Below are 23,412 nucleotides of genomic sequence, written 5' to 3'. Positions count from 1 at the left end.
GGGGACTGTGGGTGACACCGGGTCGGGGCCTCCCCAGCTTCGCCCTGGTCGTGCCCTCGCGCACACACCCGGAGCTTCCGGCTCCGGATCTCCTCACCGATCGGATGGCCGCCCGCCCCAAACCCCCCGGGGCGTGCGGCACACCGATCCGGACGGCCGTCCTCGAACCACCCCCCCTGTTCGAGGACGGCCGACCACCCCCTCGGGCCGCAGCGTCGCTCTCCTCCTTCTCGGCGGCGCCCCGGCCCTTCTCTTCGCGCTGATCACCTGGCAGGTCCTCGCGCGCGGCCCGCTGGCCCGTCTGGACGAACGCCTCAGCGACTCCCTCGTGCACCGGGGCGCCCCCACGCAGTTCCTGGCCGACCTCGGCAACATCACGGTCGCCGTCCCGGTTCTCGCCCTGGTGCTCCTGTTCGTCGCGTGGCGCACGCGTACCACCGGTCGGGACCACTGGTGGGGGCCCTCCGCCGCCGCGGCCCTCCTCATGGCCCTGGTGCCTCTCTGGGTCGTCCCGCTGAAGGAGCTCGTCGCCCGGTCCGGCCCGCCGATCATGGGACCCGGCACGGGTTTCTACCCCTCCGGTCACACCGCGACCGCCGCCGTCGCGTACGGCGCCGCCGTCCTGCTCCTGCGGCCCTGGCTGCGCGGCGTGCTTGTGCGCCGCGCGGTCGTCGTCCTCGCGGTCGTCGTGAACATCGGGGTCGGCTTCGGCCTGGTGCGCCAGGGTTACCACTGGCCGCTCGACGTGGTCGCGAGCTGGTGCGTGTGCGCGCTGCTGCTCTCCTCGCTGTGGTTCGGGGTGCGGCGCCGCCACGGATGACGTTCGTCGGCGACCTCCGCCGGCGCCTGTTCGATGTCCGCTGCCGCGTCGGCCGCACGGGCGGCCGACGAGAGCGCGGTGCGGCCGGGGGACGGCCGCGCGTCACGAGACGGGGTGATGGGCCCCGGCTACCGGTCCTCGTCCCTCGCCAGGTTCGCCGCCGCCTCGTGCATCGCCAGTTCGAGGAGGGCCGGGTCGGTGAGGGTGCCGCTGCCGTCCGGCGGGATCAGCCAGCGGACACCGCCGGTCTGCCGGCCCGGGTACGGCACCACGATCCAGGTGCCGCCGCCCGCGCTGCGCACCCCCGTGCCCAGCCACCGGGTCGCCGTGCCCGGCGGCACGAAGAACCCCATGCGGTCGTCGCCGAAGTCGACGAGCACGGGCCCGGGTTGATCGATGATGCGGGTCAGGACGTCGAGCGTGGGATAGCCGAGTTCGCCCGGCAGGATCAGTACGTCCCAGGCCCTGCCGGCCGGCAGCAGGGCGACCCCCAGGGGGTTGCGCTCCCACTCCCAGCGGCAGGCCTCGGGATCCGGTGACACGGATGCCAGCCACTCGACCGCCGTCTTGGCCCCAGTCATGACAGGGACCTTCCTCTCTCTAGAGCTCCTGCGGACGCGGTTTCGCGTCAGGAGCACAGACAGAGGTTCCGGCCGGGCATTACGCGGGTTCCGACCACTTCTTGGTGGTGAATGGCGTAACGCGGTCCGACAGGCGTACGCCTGTTGATCACGAGTACGCCCGCACGCCCCGTCGACCGCGGTTTCCGGTCCCCGCGTCCTCAGCTGTCGAAGCCCAGCCCCAGCCGGTCCATGGCCTTCAGCCACAGGTTGCGGCGGCCCGCGTGGGAGTCGGCCCGGGCCAGGGACCACTTGGTGAGGGCGATGCCCGTCCAGGCGAACGGCTCCGGCGGGAAGGGCAGCGGCTTCTTGCGCACCATCTCCAGTTCGGTGCGCTCCGTGCGCTCCCCCGCGAGGAGGTCCAGCATGACGTCCGCGCCGAACCGGGTGGCGCCCACGCCGAGCCCGGTGTAGCCGGCCGCGTAGGCGACTCTGCCCTGGTGGGCGGTGCCGAAGAACGCGGAGAAGCGCGAGCAGGTGTCGATGGCGCCGCCCCAGGCGTGGGTGAACCGGACGCCCTCCAGCTGCGGGAAACAGGTGAAGAAATGCCCGGCGAGCTTGGCGTAGGTCTCCGGCCGGTCGTCGTACTCGGCGCGCACCCGGCCGCCGTACGGGTAGACCGCGTCGTAGCCGCCCCAGAGGATCCGGTTGTCGGCGCTGAGCCGGAAGTAGTGGAACTGGTTGGCCGAGTCGCCGAGCCCCTGCCGGTTCTTCCAGCCGATCGACGCGAGCTGCTCGGCGGTGAGCGGCTCGGTCATCAGGGCGTAGTCGTAGACGGGGACGGTGTACGCGCGGACGCGCCTGACCAGGCTGGGGAAGATGTTGGTGCCGAGCGCCACCTGCCGGGTACGGACCTGGCCGTAGGGGGTGCGGACGGCCATCCCGGTGCCGTACGCCTTCAGGTTCAGCGCGGGCGTGTGCTCGTAGACCCGGACGCCGAGGTGCAGACAGGCGCGCTTGAGGCCCCAGGCGAGTTTGGCGGGGTGCAGCATGGCCACGCCCCGGCGGTCGTACAGGCCGGCCTCGAAGGTGGGTGAGGCGACCTGGTCGCGGACGGCGTCGGCGTCCAGGAACTCGATGCCGTCGGCGAGTCCCTTGCGGGCGAGTTCGTCGTACCAGTCGCGCAGCTCCCAGGCCTGGTACGGCTCGGTGGCGACGTCGATCTCGCCGGTGCGTTCGAAGTCGCAGTCCAGGCCGTGGCGGGCGACCGCCGCCTCGATCTCGTCGAGGTTGCGGGCGCCCAGTTCCTCCAGCTTGTGGATCTCGTCCGGCCAGCGGGCGAGGCCGTTGGCCAGGCCGTGGGTGAGCGAGGCGGCGCAGAAGCCGCCGTTGCGGCCGGAGGCGGCCCAGCCCACCTCGCGGCCTTCCAGCAGGACGACGTCCCGTCCCGGGTCGCGCTCCTTGGCGTTCAGCGCGGTCCACAGTCCGCTGTAGCCGCCGCCGACGACCAACAGGTCGCAGGTCTCGGCGCCGGTGAGCGCGGGCTCGGGGTGGGGCTTGCCCGGGTCTTCGAGCCAGTACGGGACCGGCTGTGCGTCGGAGAGAGACTTTGTCCAACGGTTCATGGCGCTTGGGGCCATGATTTCAACTCCCTACAGAGTTATCGGAAGTTACGCCTTCTGGCGCTTTCTGCGGTGGGTGACGGCCATTCCGGCCACCACGAACAGTACGGCGACGAGGAACATGGCCGTACCGATGACATTGATCTGGACGGGTGTGCCGCGTTGCGCCGAACCCCAGACGAACATGGGGAAGGTGACGGTCGAGCCCGCGTTGAAATTGGTGATGATGAAATCGTCGAAGGAGAGCGCGAAGGCGAGCAGCGCGCCCGCCACGATTCCGGGTGCGGCGATCGGCAGGGTGACCCGGACGAAGGTCTGGACGGGCCCCGCGTAGAGATCGCGCGCGGCCTCCTCCAGCCTCGGGTCCATCGACATCACGCGTGCCTTGACGGCGACCACGACGAAGCTGAGGCAGAACATGATGTGCGCGATGAGGATCGTCCAGAAGCCCAGCTGAGCACCCAGATTGAGGAACAGGGTGAGCAGCGAGGCGGCCATCACGACCTCGGGCATCGCCATCGGGAGGAAGATCAGCGAGTTGACGGCGCCGCGCGCGCGGAAGCGGTACCGCACCAGGGCGAAGGCGATCAACGTGCCGAGGACGGTGGCGCCGAGGGTCGCCCAGGCGGCCAGTTGGAGGCTGAGCGAGAGCGAGCCGCACAGGTCGGCGACCCCGCACGGGTCGGTCCAGGCGGCGGTGGAGAATTCCTGCCACTCGTAGTTGAAACGGCCCTTGGGCTGATTGAAGGAGAAGACCGTGACGACGATGTTCGGCAGGAGGAGATATCCGAGCGTCAGCAGTCCCGCGATGACGACGAGCCGGTGCTTGAGCCAATTGACGAAGGCCATTTAAACCAGATCCTCCGTCCCGGACTTACGGATGTAGACCGTGACCATGAGGAGGATCGCGGCCATGAGGATGAAGGAGAGCGCCGCCGCCGTCGGATAGTCGAGGATCCGCAGGAACTGGCTCTGGATGACGTTTCCGATCATCTGGGTGTTGGTGGAGCCGAGGAGTTCGGCGTTCACGTAGTCGCCGCTGGCCGGGATGAAGGTCAGCAGGGTCCCGGAGACGACACCCGGCATGGAGAGCGGGAAGGTGACCTTGCGGAAGGTGGTGAACGGCTTGGCGTACAGGTCGCCGGCCGCCTCGTGCAGCCGTCCGTCGATGCGTTCGAGGGAGGTGTAGAGCGGCAGGATCATGAACGGCAGGAAGTTGTACGTGAGGCCGCAGACCACGGCGAGCGGTGTGGCGAGCACGCGGTCCCCGGCGGTGAGGCCGAGCCAGCTGGTGACGTCCAGGACGTGCAGCGTGTTGAGGGCGCCGACGACCGGGCCGCCGTCCGACAGGATCGTCTTCCAGGCGAGGGTGCGGATCAGGAAGCTGGTGAAGAAGGGCGCGATCACCAGGATCAGGATCAGATTGCGCCAGCGGCCGGCCCGGAAGGCGATCAGGTACGCCAGCGGATAGCCGAGCAGCAGGCACAGGACCGTCGCCGTGCCCGCGTAGAGCACCGAGCGCAGGGCTTGCGGGTAGTACTCGCTCAGCGCGTCCCAGTACGTCGCGAAGTGCCAGGTGACCTGGTAGCCCTCCTCCAGGGAGCCCGTCTGCACGGACGTGGAGGCCTGGTAGACCATCGGCATCGCGAAGAAGACCAGCAGCCAGATCAGACCGGGCGCGAGCAGCAGGTACGGCGTCCAGCGGCCCCTCTTGCGGGGCGGCTTGCCGGTGGCCGGGACGGGTGCGAGGGGTGGGGGCGGTGGTGCCTCGGCCTCGGTGAGGGTTCCGGTCGACATCAGACGGCCGCCCCCTCGTCCACGCCCGCGTCGATGTCCTGGGCGGCGTCCAGGCCGAACGTGTGCGCGGGGCTCCAGTGCAGGACGACGTCGGCGCCGGGGACGAGCCGGGTGTCGCGGTCGATGTTCTGCGCGTAGACCTCGAACTCGGGGCAGACCGAGCCGTCGATCACGTACTGCGTCGAGACGCCGATGAAGCTGGTCGCGGCGATCCGGCCGGTGACGCGGTTGCGGCCGACCGGGATCTCCCCGGCGTCGTCCGCGTGGGTGAGGGTGATCTTCTCGGGGCGTACGCCGACGAGGACCTTGCCGCCGGTCCGGGTGGGCGCGGAACATCGCGCCTCGGGCAGGACGAGCTTGCTGTCACCCGCCTTCACGACGATCTCCTCGCCGCTCGTGGAGTCGACCTCGGCCTCTATGAGGTTGGAGGTGCCGAGGAAGTTGGCGACGAACGTGGTCCGCGGGTTCTCGTACAGATCGGTGGGCGAGCCGAGTTGCTCGACGCGGCCGCCGTTCATCACGGCGACCGTGTCGGCCATGGTCATGGCCTCCTCCTGGTCGTGCGTGACATGGATGAAGGTGATGCCGACCTCGGTCTGGATGCGCTTGAGCTCCAGCTGCATCTGGCGGCGCAGCTTGAGGTCGAGGGCGCCGAGCGGCTCGTCGAGGAGGAGCACCTTGGGGTGGTTGATGAGGGCGCGGGCGACGGCGACGCGCTGCTGCTGGCCGCCGGAGAGCTGGTGCGGCTTCTTGCGGGCCTGCTCGCCGAGCTGCACCAGTTCCAGCATCTCCTCGACCTGCTTCTTCACGCTCTTGATGCCGCGCCGGCGCAGGCCGAAGGCGACGTTCTCGAAGATGTCGAGGTGCGGGAAGAGGGCGTACGACTGGAAGACGGTGTTCACCGGCCGCTTGTACGGGGGCAGGTTCGTCACGTCCTGGTCGCCGAGCCGGACGCTTCCGCAGGAAGGTTCCTCCAGGCCGGCGATCATGCGCAGGGTGGTGGTCTTGCCGCAGCCGGAGGCGCCGAGCAGGGCGAAGAAGGAACCTTCCGGCACGGTCAGGTCGAGCGGGTGCACGGCGGTGAAGGAGCCGTAGGTCTTGCCGATGCCGGAGAGGCGGACGTCACCGCTGCCGTGCTCCGTCGTCTTCTTGCTGGTCATCGTCCTTCTCACGCCCCTGTCAGCTTCGCGAACTTCTCTTCGTACGCCGTCTCTTCCTTCTGGCTGAGGGAGCGGAAGGCGTGGGACTTGGCTGCCATGGCCGCGTCGGGAATGATCAGCGGGTTGTTCGCCGCGTCCTGGTCGATCTTGGCCAGCTCCGCCCGCACACCGTCGACCGGGCACACGTAGTTGATGTACGCGGCGAGTTCGGCGGCCGGCTTCGGCTCGTAGTAGTAGTCGATGAGCCGTTCGGCGTTGGTCTTGTGCCGGGCCTTGTTCGGGATCAGCAGGTTGTCGGTCGAGGTCATGTAGCCGCTGTCGGGGATGACGAAGTCGACGTCGGGGCTGTCGGCCTTGAGCTGGACGACGTCACCGGCCCAGGCGATACAGGCCGCGAAGTCGCCCTTGGTGAGGTCCGAGGTGTAGTCGTTGCCGGTGAAGCGGCGTATCTGGCCCTTGTCCACGGCCTTCTGGAGGCGGGCGATCGCCGCGTCGTAGTCGTCGTCGGAGAACTTCGCCGGGTCCTTGCCCATGTCGAGCAGGGTCATCCCGACGCTGTCGCGCATCTCGGAGAGGAAGCCGACGCGCCCCTTGAGCTTGGGGTTGTCGAGCATGTCGGAGACGGACCTCACCTCCTCGCCGTCCAGGGCCTTGCGGTTGAAGGCGATGACGGTCGAGATGCCCTGCCAGGGATACGAGTAGGCCCGCCCCGGGTCCCAGTCCGGGTCGCGGAACTGCTGGGAGAGGTTCGTGAAGGCGTGCGGCAGGTTGGACGCGTCCAGTTTCTGCACCCATCCGAAGCGGATCAGCCGGGCGGCGAGCCAGTCGGTGACGCAGATGAGGTCGCGTCCGGTGTCCTGGCCGGCGGCGAGCTGCGGCTTGATCTTGCCGAAGAAGTCGACGTTGTCGTTGATGTCCTCGGTGTACTTGACCTTGATGCCGGTGCGGCGGGTGAACTGGTCCAGGCTGGGATGGCGCTTGCCGCTGTCGTCGACGTCCATGTACTCGGTCCAGTTGGAGAAGTTGACCTCCTTCTCCTTGGCCGAGTGGTCCTCGGACGAGCCGCCCGAGGTGCTCTTGGCCGCGGGGATGCCGCAGGCGCTGAGCGCCCCGAGCCCGCCGACCGCGAGTGCGCCGCCCGTTCCGGCGCGCAGCAGTGAACGGCGGCTGAGCGCGGCCCTGCCGTGGGTGAGGCTGCGCCGCACGGCGGCCACCTGGGCCGGTGAGAGGCGGTCGGGCTCGTACTGCTCCATGCGCGTGGTGCCCTTTCGGAGGTGCCCTTTCGGGAGGGTGGGCGGGACCGGCCGGGGGTCGGGCGGCCGGTCCCCGGGCTGACTAGCGGTCCCCGAAGATCGTGCGGTGCCAGTCCTTCCTGGCGATCGCCGTATTGTCGAACATGACGTGCTTGATCTGGGTGTACTCCTCGAACGAGTACGTGGACATGTCCTTGCCGAAGCCGGAGGCCTTGTAGCCGCCGTGCGGCATCTCGCTGATGATCGGGATGTGGTCGTTGACCCACACGCACCCGGCCTTGATCTCCCGGGTGGCACGGCCCGTCCGGTAGACGTCCCGGCTCCAGGCGGAGGCGGCGAGGCCGTACGGGGTGTCGTTCGCGAGGCGGATGCCCTCGTCGTCGCTGTCGAACGGCAGGACCACGAGCACCGGGCCGAAGATCTCCGCCTGGACGATCTCGCTGTCCTGCGCGGCGTCCGCGATCAGCGTGGGCCGATAGAAAGCGCCGCTCTCCAACTCGCCCCCGGGCGCCTCACCACCGGTGACCACGCGCGCGTACGCGCGTGCCCGCTCGACGAACCCGGCGACCCGGTCGCGCTGCGCGTGCGAGATCAGCGGGCCCAGGTCGGTGCCCGGGGCGAAGGGGTCGCCGAGCCGGACGGTCTCCATCAGGGCGGCCGTCCGCGCGACGAACTCCTCGTACAGGGGCCGCTGCACGTACGCGCGCGTGGCGGCCGTGCAGTCCTGGCCGGTGTTGATGAGGGAGCCCGCGACCGCGCCGTGGACGGCGGCCTCCAGGTCGGCGTCGTCGAAGACCACGAACGGTGCCTTGCCGCCGAGCTCCAGATGGATGCGCTTGACGGTGGCGGTGGCGACCTCGGCGACGCGCTTGCCGACGGCCGTGGACCCGGTGAAGGAGGTCATGACCACATCGGGATGGCCGACGAGGTGTTCACCGGCCTCCCTGCCGGTGCCGGTGACGATGTTGATCACACCGTCGGGGATGCCGGCGTCCGTGGCGGCCTGCGCGAAGAGCAGCGAGGTGAGCGGGGTCAGCTCGGCGGGCTTCAGGACGATCGTGTTGCCCGCGGCGATCGCCGGGAGGATCTTCCACGCGGCCATCTGGAGCGGGTAGTTCCAGGGCGCGACGGACCCGACGACCCCGATGGGCTCCCGGCGTACGTACGAGGTGTGGTCCCCGGAGTACTCGCCGGCCGACTGGCCCTGGAGGTGGCGGGCGGCACCCGCGAAGAAAGCGGTGTTGTCGATGGTGCCGGGTACGTCGAACTCGCGCGTCAGTTTGAGCGGCTTGCCGCACTGCAGGGACTCGGCCCGCGCGAACTCCTCCGCCCGGTCGGCCAGGACCGCGGCGAAACGGTGCAGCGCGTCCGACCGCTCGCCGGGCGTGGTGGCCGCCCAGCCGGGGAACGCCGCGCCTGCGGCGGCGACGGCCGCGTCCACGTCGTCGCGGCCGGCCAGCTCGTAGGTGAGGACGTCGTCGCCGGTCGCGGGGTCGACGACCGTGTGGGTGCGGCCCGATGTTCCCTTGGTCGGGCGGCCGGCGATGAACTGCGCGCCGACCGCGAAGCGGTCCTGTGCGGGGAATCGGTCCGGGGTGGCGGTGCCCGGGTTCTGCATGTCGCTCTCCTCCGCCGGTGCCCCCTCTGTCCTCGAGGGCGGGTGGCGTAGCTCCAGCTCGATTTGAGTGCCGATCCTGACAGAGCCATGCGGCGCCAACAAGTGATTCCGTTGTTGCCTTTTGGTTACGCGACGGAATCTGTCGACCAGGTGTCCAGTCGACACAGGAAATCGAGGACGGTGTGTCAGTGGTGCCTGCCAGACTCGTCGGCATGGAGAAGATCGATTCTTGGGACACGCTGACGGAAGCGGTCCGCGCGGGGGCGAGGGTCAAGTACCTGCACTTCTGGGGTCACCGTCCCCTGCCGGACGGCCGGATCGGCGCGAGTTGTCTGAGCCAGTGGTGGCCGTCGCCGTTCACGGTGGACGGCGTGGAGTACGCGACGGCGGAGCACTGGATGATGGCCTCGAAGGCCCGTCTCTTCGGGGATCCGGAAGCGGAGCGCAAGGCGGTGGCCGCGTCGAGCCCCGCGCAGGCCAAGAAGGTCGGACGGCTGGTGCGCGGCTTCGACGACGCCCTGTGGCAGCGGGAGCGCTTCGGCGTCGTCGTCGAGGGCAGCGTCCACAAGTTCGCCGCCCACGCCGACCTGCGGGCGTTCCTGCTGGGCACGGGCGGCCGCGTGCTCGTCGAGGCCAGCCCCGTCGACCGGATCTGGGGCATCGGCCTCGCGGCGGACGACGAGCGCGCGATGGACCCCGCGCGGTGGCGGGGCCCCAATCTGTTGGGGTTCGCGCTGATGGCGGCGCGGGAGCGACTGGCCGGCGGGGGCGCCGTCCGGGGGTGACACGGCGGTGAGCGGGCGACTGCGGGTGCGTTGTGGCTGGTCGCGCAGTTCCCCGCGCCCCTTCGGGCGCGCCACCCTTCGGAGCGCGTTCTCCCAGAGCTACAGGGCGACTTCTCCCCTCGGCAGCACCAGGGACAGTGACGTGGAGTAGCCGTCGTCGAAGGGGTCGGTGTCCGAGTCGAAGTCGTCGTTCTCGGCCGCCAGGACGAGGAGGACGACGAAGCCGATGCCGAGCAGGATGCCGACGACTCCGCAGATGATCCCGGCCAGCGCGTGCCCGGGGTTCGTCGCCTCGCCCCGGCGCGCCTTGGCCCGTCCGATGAAGCCGAAGATCATGGCCATGACCCCCAACAGGATCGCCAGCGGCCAGAGGCAGAAGAACACGGCGGCGCAGATACCGAGCACCATCGCCGCGATCCCCATGCCGTTGCTCGGCGGCGGCGCCAACAGGGGCCAGGCGTAGCCCGCGCCCGGAGCGGGATAGCCGGCGCCGGGGTGCGCGTGGACACCGGGGTACGCCGGGTGCGGGGAGTAGCCGTACGGGACCTGCCCCGGACCTTCGGGACCGATGGGCGGAGGGGGAACGGCCGCACCGGGGGTCGCGTAGGGCGCGGCGGCCGCGGGCGGCGGGTAGGACGCGTGAGGTGCGCCGGGCGCGGGCGGGGCGAACGGGTTGGGGGCGGACGCCGTCGCAGGCTGCTGCCGGTCACCCGGGGGTGCGAACGCCCCCGGGCCCGCCCAGGGCTGCGGCGCGGGGGTCGGCGTGTGCGCGGGGCTGCCATGGGCCGGGGTGTCGGCCGGTGCGGCCCAGGGGTCGTGCGGGGCCTGAGGCGCGGGGGCGACGGAAGCGGTCGGCTCGCTCGGGACGCTCGGCTTGTCGAGGGCGACCGTCGGGGTCGGTGTCCCAGCGGGCGCCTCGGCGAGCGTCGGGGTCGGTATCGCGTCCTCGGGCTGCGGGACGGCGTCCGGCGCGGTCGTCAGGGGCACTCCGTCGGCCACCGTCAGCAGTTCCGCACTGTCACTCGACGGCGACGGCGACGGCGACGGCGACGGCGACGGCGACGGCGACGGGGCAGAGTCCTCGGTCACCGTGGGGAGCGTCGTACCGTCCACCACCGTCAGCGGCACGGCGTCGTCGATCATCGTCGGGAGCTCGGCACCGTCGACCACCGTCAGCGGGGCGGCGTCATCGGTCACCGTCGGGAGGGTGGCGCCGTCGACCACCGTCGGCGACAGCTCGGCGTCGCCCTGTGGGGGTGCCCACCGGCCCGGCCGTGGGGCGTTGGGTGTGTCCGGAATCGGTGCCTCGTCGGCTGACATGAGCGGGTCCCCCTGTGACGTTCCGTGCCGTTCTGCGTCGCTTTTCCGTCGTACGCGAGCAGCTGTACGTTCGGTCATGCTAAGGCCCGGGGATCGACGTGCGGACGGCCGCCTACGATGATCCCCGAGTCATCGATCAGCCGATCACCCGCGTCCCCCGCGGCGGACCACGGTCCTGGGCGGACGCCGTTCCCGGGGAGGAACCTTGACCGACCACCGCACCGCGCAGGGCGTGCCCCTGAGCCCCGCCGTCGCCGACACCGCCGCCGCTCCCGGCACCCGCGATCTGCACGCCTTCATCGCCGGTCTGCCCAAGGCCGAACTGCACGTGCACCACGTCGGCTCCGCCTCCCCCCGTATCGTCTCGGAACTGGCCGCCCGCCACCCCGACTCCCAGGTGCCCACGGACCCCGAGGCGCTCGCGGACTACTTCTCGTTCACGGACTTCGCCCACTTCATCCAGGTATATCTGTCCGTCGTCGACCTGATCCGCACCCCGGAGGACGTCCGGCTGCTGACGTTCGAGGTGGCGCGGGACCTCGCCCGGCAGCAGGTGCGCTACGCCGAGCTGACCGTCACGCCGTACTCCTCCACCCGTCGCGGGATCGAGGAGCGGGCCTTCATGGACGCGATCGAGGACGCCCGGAAAGCGGCGGAGGCCGAGTTCGGGACCGTGCTGCGGTGGTGCTTCGACGTTCCCGGCGAGGCGGGGACGGCCGCGGCCGACGAGACCCTGCGGCTCGCCACCGAGGACCGGCTGCGGCCGGAGGGGCTGGTGTCGTTCGGGCTCGGCGGGCCCGAGGTCGGAGTGCCGAGGCCGCAGTTCAAGCCGCACTTCGACCGGGCGATCGCGGCCGGCCTGCACTCCGTGCCGCACGCCGGCGAGACCACAGGGCCCGAGACGATCTGGGACGCGCTCAACGAATTGCGCGCGGAGCGCATCGGCCACGGCACCAGCGCGGCCCGCGACCCGAAGCTGCTGGCCCATCTCGCCGAGCGGCGGATCCCCCTGGAGGTCTGCCCGACCTCGAACATAGCGACCCGGGCGGTCCGCACCCTCGACGAGCACCCCATCAAGGAGTTCGTGCGGGCCGGCGTGCTGGTCACCGTCAACTCCGACGACCCCCCGATGTTCGGCACCGACCTGAACACCGAGTACGCGGTCGCCGCGCGCCTCCTCGACCTCGACGAGCAGGGCGTGGCCGCGCTCGCCAGGAACGCCGTGGACGCGTCCTTCCTCGACGAGCCCGGCAAGGCCCGGGTGACCGCCGAGATCGACACCTACACCTCGGCCTGGCTGACCCCCTGACCCGATCGGCACCAAGAAACCATCACATGCGCACCGTGACCGCCGTCGCCCATCGCGGCGCCCCCTACCACCACCGTGAGAACACGCTCGACTCCCTGCGGGCCGGGCTCGAACTGGGTGCGGACGCCGTCGAGTTCGACGTACGCACGACCCGTGACGGGGTGCCGGTCCTGCTCCACGACTCGACGCTGAACCGGCTCTGGGAGGTGGACCGGCCGCTGGCCGCGCTCTCCGCCGCGGAGCTGCGCGGGCTGACGGCCGACGGGGTGCCGACGCTGGCCGACGCGCTGCTCGCCACCGGGGGCAGCCGCGTCATGGTGGACCTGCCCGGTGCGGTGAACCCCCGGGCGGTGCGGCAGATCCTCGGCGTCGTACGGGAGTGCGATGCCGAGGACCGGGTCTACTACAGCGCCGACCCGCGGACCGTGCTGGCCGTCCGCGCCGCCGCCCCCGCGGCCGAGCTCGCCCTCACCTGGAAGACCTCCGCGCCACCGCGTCCCGCCCTCCTCGACGCGATCCGGCCGCGCTGGCTGAACTACCGCTTCGGCCTCCTCACCCGCCCCTTGGCGGAGCGCGTCCACCGGGACGGCTACCTCCTGTCCGCCTGGACCCCGGACACCCGACGCTCCATGCGCCGCCTGCTCTCCTGGGGCGTCGACTCGATCACCACCAACCGGATCGACGCCCTGTGCACCCTCAGGGCCACCGGTGAGGTGCGTCCGGCCCGTTGAGGGAGCGGGGGGCCACGCGATCAGCGGCCCGCCCCCGCCCCCGCCGGCACGGACGCGGCTACACCTCGGACCGCTGGGGCACGGTCGCCGCGTCCTTCGGCTTCTCGCGGGTGACGTACTGCGGCACCGGCGCCGAGTCCTTGCCGTCGTCGCGGACGAGGCCGTAGCGGATGGCCCCCCGCTCGGGTCCGACGGTGATGTCCTCGGTGACGGCGTCCCAACTGGAGGGCGCCACGGTGATGCCGTAGTCGGCGCCGCGTTCGTTCTGAACGAGGGTGACCGTGCCGTCGAGGTAGAAGTACTCGTTCTGCCACATCTGTTGGGTGCCGTCGGGCAGGACGGTGTAGCCGGTGTCGGGGCCGCCCATGCCCGAGGTCTTCCCGTCGGCGGAGGTCGGGTCGTCCATGCGGCGGCCGCCGCCCGAGGCGACGTGGAAGAGCTTGCCGTCGAGGCCGGTCCAGGCCGGCATGACCAGACCGCCCGGCCGGTACTGGGGCGAGATCTGCCAGCGCACCAGGACGTACCCCTGTCCCGTGAACGTCACCTGGTTGCCGCGGTGGTTCATCACGGTCCGCGCGCCACCGCTGCTGGTGATGCCGGACTCGGGCCGCCGAGGGAGGGCCGCGGGCGGGGTGTCCGGGTCCGGTGCCGCGTCCGCCACGTCGACGACGGTGCCGTACAGGTCCCGCGGAGCCTTCTTCTTCGTGGCCGACGGGGAGGCCGAGGGCGAGGGGGACGACGACAGCGAGGAGGGCGACGGGGGCCGGGGCACCGGAGCCGCGGGGCCACGGGCCGTGCTCATCGCCGACGGGGCTGCCTGCGCCGGCCGGTCGACCGGGGGTTGCGTCACGACGTACGCGCCCCCGGCGACGATCGTCGCGCCGGCCGAGACAGCGACGACCGGCTTGGTGAGGAGGCCGATCACCTTGGCGGACCAACCCACGGAGGCGGTCGCCGCGGTCGCCGCCACGGCCGTCTTGCCGCCGAACGCCAGGGACAGCGTGAAGCCGACGGGGACGGGGACCAGGGCGAGCCCGACGAGGAGGCGTTCGGCGGGGACGACGACCTCGCCGGGGCGGCCGTGACCGTCGCAGCGGGCGCAGCCCCGGATGTGCCGGGCGATGCGCTTGCGCCACACCGAGTCGGGCTGTCCGCTCCAGCGCGCGGTGACGCGTCCCAGGTCGGAGCAGGAGGAGTCGAGGGCGCGGACGATGCCGCGCGCGGTCTCCAGCCGGGCCTTCATCCGCTGGACGCGTACGGCGGCGTGCTGCCGGCTGATGCCGACGGCGGCGGCCAGTTCGCGTCGGGTGAGTTCGCCCGCGACCTCCAGCCACCACAGCGACAACAGCTGCCGGTCCTCGTCGTCGAGCCAGCGGACCGCTTCCGCGACCTCCTTGCGTTGTCCCTCCAACTGCAGCCGCAGCACGGTCAGTTCGGCGAAGTCGGCGGCATCGTGGGCGTCGTGGTCGTCGAGCTGGTCGGCGGTGCGGCGGCGGGCCCGGTCCCGTATCTGCCGCATCGCGATCGCGACCAGCCAGGACCGGAAGCTGTCCGGATCACGCAGCGTGTCGAGGTTGCCGACGGCGCGCAGCATGGTCTCCTGCACGACGTCGTCGACGTCGGCGTGGCCGTTGAGGGCCCGGCCGACGATGTTGTAGACGAGCGGCAACCAGCCCTCGACCAGCTCGTCGAGGGCGCGCCGGTCCCCCGCCTGCGCGGCCGCGATGGTGGAGCGCCACTGCCGCCCGTCCACGTACGTCCCCTTCGGTCCCGCTGGGCTCACCCTGTTCACTCGGCTGTGTTCCGTACCTTCTCAGCCATCGCTCCGACATGGGGAACCTCCGAGGCGGAGATCACACCGCGCACACTGCTCATACGGCTCGCTCCTGTATGTGGGGAGACAGGGGTGCCTAGGGAGACGGTGTGGAGGCGGCGGGGATAACAGTTTTCCGGTCCCATCCGCCGGTGAGGGCCTCCAGCCGCTTGATCCGCCGCCACACGACGTACAGCGGGATCACCCCGAGGACGCCGAACGACATGTCGATCACGGTCCACCAGAAGGGGATGTCCCGGATCGGCCCGCAGATCAGGGCCAGCGGGATGATCCCCGCGCAGGCGATCATGCCGAACTCGATGACCCAGATGTTGCGGACCGGGTCGCGGTAGGGGCCGTAGAAGGACACCGCGATCACCAGGTGCGCGAAGGCCAGCCAGTCCGTGCCGTACAGGAGGAAGGGGTACTCGGCGTCGGCTTGGTCGAGCCCCGCCCGTACGCGCTCGATCCACTCGACGAGCGCCGGCAGGTACTCCCCGACGGACAGCGACCGCAACAACTCCTCGGTCCAGCGCAGCTCGTGGACCAGGGGGAAGGCCGTGGCGCCGCTCAGCACCAGACAGACCACGAAGAAGACCAGCCACGCACGGATGCCCTTCAGCAGGGCGGCTCTGTCGCTCATGAGGTGAGCGTACGCCCCCACTTGAACGTGTTCAAAAGTGGGGCCCGGCACAGATGCCGGGCCCCTCGGGAAACGCGTCGGACCGTCAGCCGCCGGGGATCGAGCGGATCGCGGCAATGTCGAACTGCAGGCGCACCTTCTCGCTCACCATGGCGCCGCCCTCCGCGAGCCGTTGGTTGTAGGTGAGGCCCCATTCGGAACGATTGATGGTGGTGGTTCCGTCGAAACCGACCCGCTCGTATCCGAACGGGTCCATGACGTGCCCTATGTAGGTGAGTTCCAGATCGACGGGGCGGGTGATGCTCTTGATCGTGAGTTCACCGGCCATGCGGTAGACATCGTTGCCGACGAGCCGCACCGCGGTGCTGACGAAACGCATACGCGGATAAGTCGCGGCATCCAGGAAATCGCGGCCCATCAGATGGGCGTCGCGTTGTTCCACACCGGTGTCGACGGAGGTGGTGGACAGCACTATCTCGGCGCGTGAACGCGAGGGATCGCGGCCGTCGAAATAGAGGCGGCTCTGATATTCGGTGAACGCCCCGCGCACGGTCGTGACCAGGGCGTGCCGGACGGAGAAACCGATACGACTGTGCGCCGCGTCGATCATCCATTCGCCGGTCAGCATCGCGAGGGCGGGGTCGGTCGTGCCGTCGGGAGCGAATGCCGCGGACTCGTGGGGGAGTTGCGCGGCTGTGGGGGCTGCCGGGCGGCGCAGGGACGCAGCACGGGTGAACAGGTTCATGATTCACGTAACTACGGCACGGCGGGGTGTGCCGCAACCCTTTGTCGGCGGATCCGTCAGGCCCGAATCGACCCCGAAAAGCCGATAAAACGCCACCGCGCGATAGACAGTTGCATTATCTCCACAGGGCCGTCACGAATGTCCCGCCGCAATTCGCCCCGGAACGCCCCGAAGAGAAACGGAGTCGTACGGAGTGGCCACGGCGTGCCCGTCGCGCGGAGTCAGGTCGTGCTCCTCGGCAGCAGTCCACGGGCGAGGGTGTCGCGGGCGGCCTCCAGGTGCCGGCCGGCCCGCGCGAGCGAGACCTCGTGGTGACCGGGGAACAGCGCGTCCACATCAAGGGCGGCCAGCCGGTGCAGACTGGCCGCGTACTCGGGGACCCGGCAGTCGTGCAGGTTCTGGAGCGAGATGCGGCCCCCGGTGAAGACACAGTCCCCGGAGAAGAGAGCCTGGTGGCCGGGCGTGCGCAGGTGATAGCAGAGGTGGCCGTCGGCATGACCGGGCGTCGCGACGGCACGCAGGACCACGCCGCCGCCGAGGTCGATCTCCGCGCCGTCGGGCAGGGCCTCGACCCGGGGGCAGGGGGCGAAGGTGTAGTCGGCCGGGTAGTACCCCGACGCCTTCCCCCGGTCCAGGCTGACGCCCGCCTCGTCGCCCGCCGCGATCCACCCCCTGGCCTCGGCACCGGCCAGCACGCGCAGCCCGGGCAGCCGTTCGGCGAGCGCGGCGGCTCCGCCCGCGTGGTCGGCGTGGCCGTGGGTGAGGAGGAGATGCCGGGGGTCGGCGCCGGTGGCACGCACGGCCCGCACGATCGCCTCGGCGGACCATCCGGCTCCGGCGTCCACCAGCGCGCTGTGCCGGGTGCCCCGCACCAGATAGACATGGCAGTCCAGCGGGTCGCTGAGATCGAATCCGTACGCTCCGCTGGCGACGAGCGTGACATGGTCGGTCAGCCGCATGACGGCCCTCCTGCGTTCGACACCGACGAGGACGACGGGGGCGAGGACGACGACGCGGACGAGGCGGCCGCCGTCCCCGCCCTCTCCAACGCCGGCACCACCCCGAAGTGACCCGTCAGCCCCCGGCACGCTCCCCGCTCGCCCCGGCGCCCCCGGGCGCGCCCCACCGCTCCCCCGACTCGCCGGCGCCCGCCCTACAGACCCACGATCCCGTTCCACCGGCGCGCGAACTCACGGCGTTCCCCGGACGTGATGTCCCGGGCGACGGCGAGCCGGGCGCGCATGGCATCGTCCGGGAAGATCAGGGGGTCCTCGGCGAGGGCGGCGGTCTCCTCGTCCTTGGCGGAGGCCAGGACGTCGCGGGCCGCCGGGACGGGGCAGACGTAGTTGACCCAGGCCGCGAGTTCGGCGGCCACCTCGGGGTCGTAGTAGTGGTCGACCAGGCGCTCGGCGCTGGTCTTGTGGCGGGCGAGGTTGGGGATCATCAGGGACTCGGACCAGAGCTCGGCGCCCTCCTCGGGAACGACGAACCGGATGTCCGGGTCGTCGGCCTGGAGTTGGATGACGTCCCCGGAGTAGGCCTGGCAGGCGAGGACGTCCCCACTGGAGAGGTCCTTGATGTAGTCGTTGCCCGTGAAGCGGCGGATGTGGCCGCGCCGGACGCGGGAGGCGACCTGGTCGCAGACGGTGTGGAAGTCGTCCGCCGTCCAGCGCGTGACATCGACACCGTTGCCCTGCATCAGCAGCGCGAACGCCTCGTCCAGACCGGAGAGCAGGGTGACCCGCCCCTTGAGGTCGTCCGCCCACAGGTCGGCGACCCGGCGTATCTCGCGGCCCACCCTCCGCCGGTTGTACGCGATACCGGTGATCCCCGACTGCCAGGGCACGGTGAAGGCCCGGCCGGGGTCGAAGGCGGGCGACCGGAGCTGCGGATCCAGATGGCGGCTGACGTTCGGCTGCCGGGCCCGGTCCATCTCCTGCACCCATCCGAGCCGTACGAACCGGGCGCACATCCAGTCGCTGACGACCACGAGGTCACGGCCGGTCTGCTGGTGGTTCATCAGCGCCGGGCTGATCTTGCCGAAGAACTCGTCGTTGTCGTTGATCTCCTCGACGTAGTCGACGGCGATCCCGGTGCGCTCCTCGAACGCCTCCAGGGTCGGCCGCCGGGTGTCGTCCTCGTCGTCCGTGTCGATGTAGAGGGGCCAGTTCGACCAGCTCAGCCGCTTGTCGCGGGCCGAGAGATCGACCCCGGCCCGGTCGCCCGGCGCCACGTAGGCGGCGGGCACACCGCACCCGGTCAGCACACCGAGAGACGCGGCCGCGCCCAGCAGGGAGCGACGCGTCAACACGGGGACCCCCGCGCCCTGATGGGCCGAAGGCAGCCCAAAAGGGGCGCGGGGAACGGCGCGACCAGCCACAACCAACCCTCAGCCGTCGACGAACCCTCAGTCCAACGACGTCATCACGTGCTTGATCCGCGTGTAGTCGTCGAACCCGTATCCCGACAGGTCCTTGCCGTACCCGGACTTCTTGAACCCGCCGTGCGGCATCTCGGCGACCAGCGGGATGTGCGTGTTGATCCACACACACCCGAAGTCCAGCGCCTTCGACATCCGCATGGCCCGCCCGTGGTCCTTCGTCCACACCGACGAGGCCAGCGCGTACTCCACGCCGTTCGCCCACTCGACGGCCTGTCCCTCGTCGGAGAAGGACTGCACGGTGATGACCGGCCCGAAGACCTCCCGCTGGATGATCTCGTCGTCCTGCTTCAGCCCGGAGACGACGGTCGGCGCGTAGAAGTACCCCTTCTCGCCGACCTGGTGGCCACCGGCCTCGACCTTGGCGTGGGCCGGCAGCCGCTCGATGAACCCGGCGACCTGCTTGAGCTGGTTGGGGTTGTTCAGCGGACCGAAGAGCACGTCCTCGTCGTCCGGCTGCCCAGTCTTCGTCTCGGCCGCCGCCTTGGCGAGCGCCGCCACGAACTCGTCGTGGATGCCCTCCTGGACGAGGACCCGGGTCGCGGCCGTACAGTCCTGCCCGGCGTTGAAGAAGCCCGCCACCGAGATGTCCTCGACGGCCTTGGCGATGTCGGTGTCGGCGAAGACGACGACCGGCGCCTTGCCGCCCAGCTCCAGGTGGACCCGCTTGAGGTCCTTGGACGCGGACTCGGCGACGGACATACCGGCCCGCACGGACCCGGTGATGGACGCCATGGCCGGGATCGGGTGCTCGACCATCAGCCGGCCGGTGTCACGGTCGCCGGTGATCACGTTGAAGACGCCCTTGGGCAGGATCGACCCGATGATCTCGGCGATCAGGACGGTCGACGCGGGCGTGGTGTCCGACGGCTTCAGCACGACGGTGTTGCCCGCGGCGATCGCCGGCGCGAACTTCCACACGGCCATCATCATCGGGTAGTTCCAGGGCGCGACCTGGGCACAGACGCCGACCGGCTCGCGGCGCACGATCGAGGTCATGCCCTCCATGTACTCGCCGGCCGAGCGCCCCTCCAGCATCCGCGCGGCGCCCGCGAAGAAGCGGATCTGGTCCACCATCGGCGGGATCTCCTCGGAGCGGGTCAGCCCGATCGGCTTGCCCGTGTTCTCCACCTCGGCCGCGATCAGCTCCTCGGCCCGCTCCTCGAAGGCGTCGGCGATCTTCAGCAGGGCCTTCTGGCGCTCGGCCGGGGTCGTGTCCCGCCAGCCCGGGAACGCGGCCTCGGCGGCGGCCATCGCCGCGTCGACGTCGGCCTGTCCGGACAGCGGCGCGGTCGCGTAGGCCTCGCCCGTCGCGGGGTTGACCACCTCGGTGGTCCGTCCGTCGACGGCGTCACGGAATTCACCATCGATGTAGTTGCGCAGACGACGCAGCTCGGTGCTCACTGCCGGCCCTCCAGGTTGGGTGTCCAGGTTGGGGTGTCCATCCTTTGAGACACCACCCTAATCCGCCACCCCACGTTTTCAACACCCCTGACACCTCGCTGACTGCGAAATCCGCAAGCTACGACCTCGTAAACAACGAATTTCATCGGTTGAGGCTTGCGGAACTGTCGAGACGTCGTGCACAGTGAGGCCGTGGCCAGTCGAAGCGCAGACCCGAAGGACTCCAGGGACTCCCGGGAGCCCAGGAACGGCACTCCTCAGTTGGACGCCGTCTCCCTCGCCATCGTCGAGCAGCTGCAGGAGGACGGCCGACGGCCGTACGCCGCGATCGGCAAGGCCGTCGGCCTCTCCGAGGCGGCGGTGCGCCAGCGCGTGCAGAAGCTGCTCGACCAGGGCGTGATGCAGATCGTCGCCGTCACGGACCCGCTCACCGTGGGCTTCCGGCGCCAGGCGATGCTCGGCATCCACGTCGACGGCGACCTGGATCCGGTGGCGGACGCGCTGACGGCCATGTCGGAGGTGGAGTACCTCGTGATCACCGCCGGCTCCTTCGACCTGCTGGCGGAGATCGTCTGCGAGGACGACGACCACCTCCTGGAGGTCATCAACAAGCGCATCCGGACCCTGCCCGGCGTGCGATCGACGGAGAGCTTCGTCTATCTCAAGCTCAAGAAGCAGACCTACATGTGGGGAACCCGATAACCGTGAGGACGCGATGACCGTGAGCCCCAAGGACCTCAGCCAGACCGCGTACGACCACCTGTGGATGCACTTCACCCGCATGTCCTCGTACGAGAACTCCCCGGTCCCCACCATCGTCCGGGGCGAGGGCACGTACATCTACGACGACAAGGGCAAGCGGTACCTCGACGGTCTCGCCGGTCTCTTCGTGGTCCAGGCGGGCCACGGCCGCACCGAGCTCGCGGAGACCGCGTTCAAGCAGGCGCAGGAGCTGGCCTTCTTCCCGGTGTGGTCGTACGCCCACCCGAAGGCCGTCGAACTGGCGGAACGTATCGCCTCCCACGCGCCCGGCGATCTGAACAAGGTCTTCTTCACCACCGGCGGCGGCGAGGCGGTCGAGACCGCGTGGAAGCTCGCCAAGCAGTACTTCAAGCTCCAGGGCAAGCCGACCAAGTACAAGGTCATCTCCCGCGCCGTCGCCTACCACGGCACCCCGCAGGGCGCCCTGTCCATCACCGGCCTGCCGGCCCTGAAGGCCCCCTTCGAGCCGCTGGTGCCGGGCGCGCACAAGGTCCCGAACACCAACATCTACCGCGCCCCGATCCACGGCGACGACCCGGAGGCCTTCGGCCGCTGGGCCGCCGACCAGATCGAGCAGCAGATCCTCTTCGAGGGCCCCGAGACGGTCGCGGCCGTCTTCCTGGAGCCGGTGCAGAACGCGGGCGGCTGCTTCCCGCCGCCGCCCGGCTACTTCCGGCGGGTCCGCGAGATCTGCGACCAGTACGACGTGCTGCTGGTGTCGGACGAGGTCATCTGCGCCTTCGGCCGGCTCGGCACGATGTTCGCCTGCGACAAGTTCGGCTACGTCCCCGACATGATCACCTGCGCCAAGGGCATGACCTCGGGCTACTCCCCGATCGGCGCCTGCGTCGTCTCGGACCGCATAGCCGAGCCCTTCTACAAGGGCGACAACACCTTCCTGCACGGCTACACCTTCGGCGGCCACCCCGTCTCCGCGGCCGTCGGCCTCGCCAACCTCGACCTGTTCGAGCGCGAGAAGCTCAACCAGCACGTCCTCGACAACGAGGCGGCCTTCCGGTCCACGCTGGAGAAGCTCCACGACCTGCCGATCGTCGGCGACGTCCGCGGCAACGGCTACTTCTACGGAATCGAGCTGGTCAAGGACAAGGCGACGAAGGAGAGCTTCGACGACGACGAGACCGAGCGGATCCTCTACGGCTTCCTGTCGAAGAAGCTGTTCGAGAACGGCCTCTACTGCCGTGCCGATGACCGCGGCGACCCGGTCGTCCAGCTCGCCCCGCCGCTGATCTCCGACCAGTCGACCTTCGACGAGATCGAGCAGATCCTGCGCGCGACGCTGACGGAGGCGTGGACGCTGCTGTAGTCACGGCACCGAGGCACCGATGCTCTGCGGCGACAAGGCCCTCCGGCGACGAGCCCGTCGGCGGCCGCACGTGACGGCCTTTCAAACGGCCCGGGACGCCCCCATCCGAGTGAGATGGGGGCGTCCCGGGCCGCGTGCTGTCCGCCCCCTGCCGCCCCGACTCCCTAGCGTGCCCCTGTAACCGATCGGCCCTGCCTTCGTTCCCCCGGACGGGGGGCTCCCCCGGCAATCCTGATCCGAACCGAGGTGTACGCCCATGGTGGCCCCGCCGGACAACGACGTGCTCTGGGCACGTGGTCTGACCTATGCGCACGACGGCTCGCCCGCCCTGCACGGTGTGTCGATGGGGGTCCGGGAGGGCGAGATCATCGCCGTCACCGGCCCGCGCGGCAGCGGCAAGACCACGCTCCTGCGGTGCCTGTCCGGACAGCTGCGGCCCCAGCGGGGAGAGGTCTGGTTCAACAGCGTCCCCGTGCACACGATGGGCGCGCACGCCCGGGAACGGCTGCGCCTCGACCGCTTCGGGTGGATCGACCCCGAGCCGGTCCTCGTCCCCGAGCTGAACGCCTGGGAGAACACCGCCCTGCCCCTGCTGCTGCGCGGCACCGGCCGGCGGGCCGCCAAGGCCGCCGCCCTGGAGTGGCTGGAGCGCCTCGACATCCGCGACACGGCCCGCAAGCGCCCGCACGCGCTCCTGCAGTCGGAGCGCCAGCGCGTGGTGGTGGCCCGCGCCCTGGTCTGCGCCCCCACGGTCCTCTTCGCGGACGAACCGACCGCGCCGCTCCACCGCGCCGAACACACCCACGTCCTGCGCACCCTCACCACGGCGGCGCGTTCCCACCAGATCACGGTCGTCCTCGCCACCCACGACCCCGAGACGGCGGCTCTCGCGGACCGTACGGTGTCCCTCCTGGACGGCCGCCACGTGAGGACGGTCCACCTGCCCGCCGCCGCGGAGTCCGTGCCCCGTGCCCCCGCCGACCGGCCCCGCCACCCCGGCACCCCAGGGACGGACCCCGGCACCCCGATCGACGCGAGCCTCCCCACCCCGGAGACGCCGGCCGACACCGCGCCCGAAGCCGCACCGCCCACCCCTGCGGAGGCGGACCGCCCCGCACCCCGAGAGCCCCGGCCGACCACCCCGGAAGGGGGCGCCTCCCCAGCCCGGGAAGCCCGCTCCACAGCCGCCGAGGCGGGCCGTCCCGCAGCCGAGGACCACTCCCGAACACCCGCCGACGAAGAGACCCAGCAGCCTGCCGGAACCGCCGCCCGACCGGCCCCCACCACGGAAGTGGGTCGCCCCGCG

The 23,412-nt window shown here is 70.6% G+C and carries 21 protein-coding genes and 1 pseudogene; 8 read left to right on the top strand and 14 right to left on the bottom strand.

Features of this window, described 5'->3' with window-relative positions; all coding sequences use genetic code 11:
* The first annotated feature begins 133 nt into the window (after nucleotides 1–133).
* The gene (locus L3078_RS32745; RefSeq protein ID WP_239757528.1) at nucleotides 134–820 is read left to right on the top strand and encodes a phosphatase PAP2 family protein; all 687 of its coding nucleotides are present in this window, start codon (nucleotides 134–136) and stop codon (nucleotides 818–820) included.
* Nucleotides 821–948: 128 nt separating this feature from the next.
* Here the strand turns inward: L3078_RS32745 and L3078_RS32740 are convergent, their stop codons facing one another.
* The 7 genes from L3078_RS32740 to L3078_RS32710 form a co-directional block, all read right to left on the bottom strand.
* Entirely contained in the window at nucleotides 949–1,401 is a 453-nt protein-coding gene (locus L3078_RS32740) for a hypothetical protein (protein ID WP_086800168.1), read from the bottom strand.
* Nucleotides 1,402–1,601: 200 nt separating this feature from the next.
* Nucleotides 1,602–3,020, bottom strand: a complete 1,419-nt coding sequence (locus L3078_RS32735; RefSeq protein WP_239757527.1) for an NAD(P)/FAD-dependent oxidoreductase — start codon at nucleotides 3,018–3,020, stop codon at nucleotides 1,602–1,604.
* A gap of 30 nt (nucleotides 3,021–3,050) precedes the next feature.
* Nucleotides 3,051–3,851: an ABC transporter permease gene (locus L3078_RS32730; RefSeq protein WP_239757526.1), complete on the bottom strand. Its 801-nt coding sequence runs from the start codon at nucleotides 3,849–3,851 to the stop codon at nucleotides 3,051–3,053.
* A complete protein-coding gene (locus L3078_RS32725; RefSeq protein ID WP_239757525.1) occupies nucleotides 3,852–4,799 on the bottom strand; it encodes an ABC transporter permease in 948 nt (315 codons plus the stop codon). It lies immediately after the preceding gene.
* Nucleotides 4,799–5,959 (bottom strand): ABC transporter ATP-binding protein, encoded by a 1,161-nt coding sequence (locus tag L3078_RS32720; RefSeq protein ID WP_239757524.1) that lies wholly within the window; start codon nucleotides 5,957–5,959, stop codon nucleotides 4,799–4,801. Before L3078_RS32720 ends, L3078_RS32725 begins: the two co-directional genes overlap by 1 nt.
* Before the next feature lie 8 nt (nucleotides 5,960–5,967).
* The gene (locus L3078_RS32715) at nucleotides 5,968–7,212 is read right to left on the bottom strand and encodes a polyamine ABC transporter substrate-binding protein (RefSeq protein WP_239757523.1); all 1,245 of its coding nucleotides are present in this window, start codon (nucleotides 7,210–7,212) and stop codon (nucleotides 5,968–5,970) included.
* 82 nt (nucleotides 7,213–7,294) lie between these two features.
* Entirely contained in the window at nucleotides 7,295–8,830 is a 1,536-nt protein-coding gene (locus L3078_RS32710) for a gamma-aminobutyraldehyde dehydrogenase (protein ID WP_239757522.1), read from the bottom strand.
* Between the two features lie 212 nt (nucleotides 8,831–9,042).
* On the opposite strand from L3078_RS32710, the gene L3078_RS32705 reads away from it, so the two are divergent.
* Complete coding sequence (locus L3078_RS32705) at nucleotides 9,043–9,615, top strand: NADAR family protein (RefSeq protein ID WP_239757521.1); 573 nt, start codon at nucleotides 9,043–9,045, stop codon at nucleotides 9,613–9,615.
* Between the two features lie 99 nt (nucleotides 9,616–9,714).
* Here the strand turns inward: L3078_RS32705 and L3078_RS32700 are convergent, their stop codons facing one another.
* Nucleotides 9,715–10,935 (bottom strand): DUF4190 domain-containing protein, encoded by a 1,221-nt coding sequence (locus tag L3078_RS32700; protein ID WP_239757520.1) that lies wholly within the window; start codon nucleotides 10,933–10,935, stop codon nucleotides 9,715–9,717.
* Between the two features lie 205 nt (nucleotides 10,936–11,140).
* Between L3078_RS32700 and L3078_RS32695 the strand changes: the two genes are divergently transcribed.
* Both L3078_RS32695 and L3078_RS32690 read left to right on the top strand, forming a co-directional pair.
* The gene (locus L3078_RS32695) at nucleotides 11,141–12,244 is read left to right on the top strand and encodes an adenosine deaminase (protein ID WP_420864126.1); all 1,104 of its coding nucleotides are present in this window, start codon (nucleotides 11,141–11,143) and stop codon (nucleotides 12,242–12,244) included.
* A gap of 26 nt (nucleotides 12,245–12,270) precedes the next feature.
* Nucleotides 12,271–12,975 (top strand): glycerophosphodiester phosphodiesterase, encoded by a 705-nt coding sequence (locus tag L3078_RS32690; RefSeq protein ID WP_239757519.1) that lies wholly within the window; start codon nucleotides 12,271–12,273, stop codon nucleotides 12,973–12,975.
* A gap of 58 nt (nucleotides 12,976–13,033) precedes the next feature.
* On the opposite strand, the gene L3078_RS32685 is transcribed toward L3078_RS32690, so the two are convergent.
* The 4 genes from L3078_RS32685 to L3078_RS32670 form a co-directional block, all read right to left on the bottom strand.
* Nucleotides 13,034–14,728, bottom strand: a complete 1,695-nt coding sequence (locus L3078_RS32685) for a sigma-70 family RNA polymerase sigma factor (RefSeq protein ID WP_239757518.1) — start codon at nucleotides 14,726–14,728, stop codon at nucleotides 13,034–13,036.
* A 157-nt stretch (nucleotides 14,729–14,885) separates the two neighbouring features.
* The gene (locus L3078_RS32680; protein WP_239757517.1) at nucleotides 14,886–15,431 is read right to left on the bottom strand and encodes a hypothetical protein; all 546 of its coding nucleotides are present in this window, start codon (nucleotides 15,429–15,431) and stop codon (nucleotides 14,886–14,888) included.
* An 85-nt stretch (nucleotides 15,432–15,516) separates the two neighbouring features.
* Nucleotides 15,517–16,176, bottom strand: coding sequence for a YceI family protein (locus tag L3078_RS32675; protein ID WP_239757516.1), 660 nt, complete (start codon nucleotides 16,174–16,176; stop codon nucleotides 15,517–15,519).
* 221 nt (nucleotides 16,177–16,397) lie between these two features.
* A complete protein-coding gene (locus L3078_RS32670) occupies nucleotides 16,398–17,135 on the bottom strand; it encodes an MBL fold metallo-hydrolase (RefSeq protein ID WP_239757515.1) in 738 nt (245 codons plus the stop codon).
* Here L3078_RS32670 and L3078_RS44675 point away from each other — a divergent pair.
* A complete protein-coding gene (locus L3078_RS44675) occupies nucleotides 17,118–17,246 on the top strand; it encodes a hypothetical protein (RefSeq protein ID WP_275593184.1) in 129 nt (42 codons plus the stop codon). The genes L3078_RS32670 and L3078_RS44675 overlap by 18 nt on opposite strands.
* Nucleotides 17,247–17,329: 83 nt before the next feature.
* Here L3078_RS44675 and L3078_RS32665 read toward each other — a convergent pair whose 3' ends face one another.
* The gene (locus tag L3078_RS32665; protein WP_239757514.1) at nucleotides 17,330–18,487 is read right to left on the bottom strand and encodes an ABC transporter substrate-binding protein; all 1,158 of its coding nucleotides are present in this window, start codon (nucleotides 18,485–18,487) and stop codon (nucleotides 17,330–17,332) included.
* 96 nt (nucleotides 18,488–18,583) lie between these two features.
* Complete coding sequence (locus tag L3078_RS32660) at nucleotides 18,584–20,020, bottom strand: gamma-aminobutyraldehyde dehydrogenase (protein WP_239757513.1); 1,437 nt, start codon at nucleotides 20,018–20,020, stop codon at nucleotides 18,584–18,586.
* Nucleotides 20,021–20,197: 177 nt separating this feature from the next.
* Here L3078_RS32660 and L3078_RS32655 point away from each other — a divergent pair, with 177 nt between their 5' ends.
* The 3 genes and pseudogenes from L3078_RS32655 to L3078_RS32645 all read left to right on the top strand — a co-directional run.
* Nucleotides 20,198–20,722 (top strand): Lrp/AsnC family transcriptional regulator, encoded by a 525-nt coding sequence (locus L3078_RS32655; RefSeq protein ID WP_239757512.1) that lies wholly within the window; start codon nucleotides 20,198–20,200, stop codon nucleotides 20,720–20,722.
* A gap of 13 nt (nucleotides 20,723–20,735) precedes the next feature.
* Nucleotides 20,736–22,106 (top strand): aspartate aminotransferase family protein, encoded by a 1,371-nt coding sequence (locus L3078_RS32650; protein ID WP_239757511.1) that lies wholly within the window; start codon nucleotides 20,736–20,738, stop codon nucleotides 22,104–22,106.
* A 256-nt stretch (nucleotides 22,107–22,362) separates the two neighbouring features.
* Nucleotides 22,363–23,079: pseudogene (locus L3078_RS32645) on the top strand (ABC transporter ATP-binding protein); the annotation flags it as partial.
* Nucleotides 23,080–23,412 lie beyond the last annotated feature (333 nt).

It is taken from the genome of Streptomyces deccanensis, from assembly GCF_022385335.1.
In the GTDB taxonomy this organism is placed as follows: domain Bacteria; phylum Actinomycetota; class Actinomycetes; order Streptomycetales; family Streptomycetaceae; genus Streptomyces; species Streptomyces deccanensis.
Note: the sequence above shows the minus strand (reverse complement) of the source record. Positions and strands in the feature narration are given on the sequence as shown.

What these genes read in the sequence shown, in the direction of transcription:
- L3078_RS32735 (WP_239757527.1), bottom strand. Translation starts at nt 3,020, where the DNA reads ATGGCCCCAAGCGCCATGAACCGTTGGACAAAGTCTCTCTCCGACGCA.
- L3078_RS32650 (WP_239757511.1), top strand. Translation starts at nt 20,736, where the DNA reads ATGACCGTGAGCCCCAAGGACCTCAGCCAGACCGCGTACGACCACCTG.
- L3078_RS32690 (WP_239757519.1), top strand. Translation starts at nt 12,271, where the DNA reads ATGCGCACCGTGACCGCCGTCGCCCATCGCGGCGCCCCCTACCACCAC.
- L3078_RS32740 (WP_086800168.1), bottom strand. Translation starts at nt 1,401, where the DNA reads ATGACTGGGGCCAAGACGGCGGTCGAGTGGCTGGCATCCGTGTCACCG.
- L3078_RS32680 (WP_239757517.1), bottom strand. Translation starts at nt 15,431, where the DNA reads ATGAGCGACAGAGCCGCCCTGCTGAAGGGCATCCGTGCGTGGCTGGTC.
- L3078_RS32675 (WP_239757516.1), bottom strand. Translation starts at nt 16,176, where the DNA reads ATGAACCTGTTCACCCGTGCTGCGTCCCTGCGCCGCCCGGCAGCCCCC.
- L3078_RS32730 (WP_239757526.1), bottom strand. Translation starts at nt 3,851, where the DNA reads ATGGCCTTCGTCAATTGGCTCAAGCACCGGCTCGTCGTCATCGCGGGA.
- L3078_RS32720 (WP_239757524.1), bottom strand. Translation starts at nt 5,959, where the DNA reads ATGACCAGCAAGAAGACGACGGAGCACGGCAGCGGTGACGTCCGCCTC.
- L3078_RS32705 (WP_239757521.1), top strand. Translation starts at nt 9,043, where the DNA reads ATGGAGAAGATCGATTCTTGGGACACGCTGACGGAAGCGGTCCGCGCG.
- L3078_RS32725 (WP_239757525.1), bottom strand. Translation starts at nt 4,799, where the DNA reads ATGTCGACCGGAACCCTCACCGAGGCCGAGGCACCACCGCCCCCACCC.
- L3078_RS32710 (WP_239757522.1), bottom strand. Translation starts at nt 8,830, where the DNA reads ATGCAGAACCCGGGCACCGCCACCCCGGACCGATTCCCCGCACAGGAC.
- L3078_RS44675 (WP_275593184.1), top strand. Translation starts at nt 17,118, where the DNA reads ATGGTCGGTCAGCCGCATGACGGCCCTCCTGCGTTCGACACCGACGAG.
- L3078_RS32670 (WP_239757515.1), bottom strand. Translation starts at nt 17,135, where the DNA reads ATGCGGCTGACCGACCATGTCACGCTCGTCGCCAGCGGAGCGTACGGA.
- L3078_RS32700 (WP_239757520.1), bottom strand. Translation starts at nt 10,935, where the DNA reads ATGTCAGCCGACGAGGCACCGATTCCGGACACACCCAACGCCCCACGG.
- L3078_RS32715 (WP_239757523.1), bottom strand. Translation starts at nt 7,212, where the DNA reads ATGGAGCAGTACGAGCCCGACCGCCTCTCACCGGCCCAGGTGGCCGCC.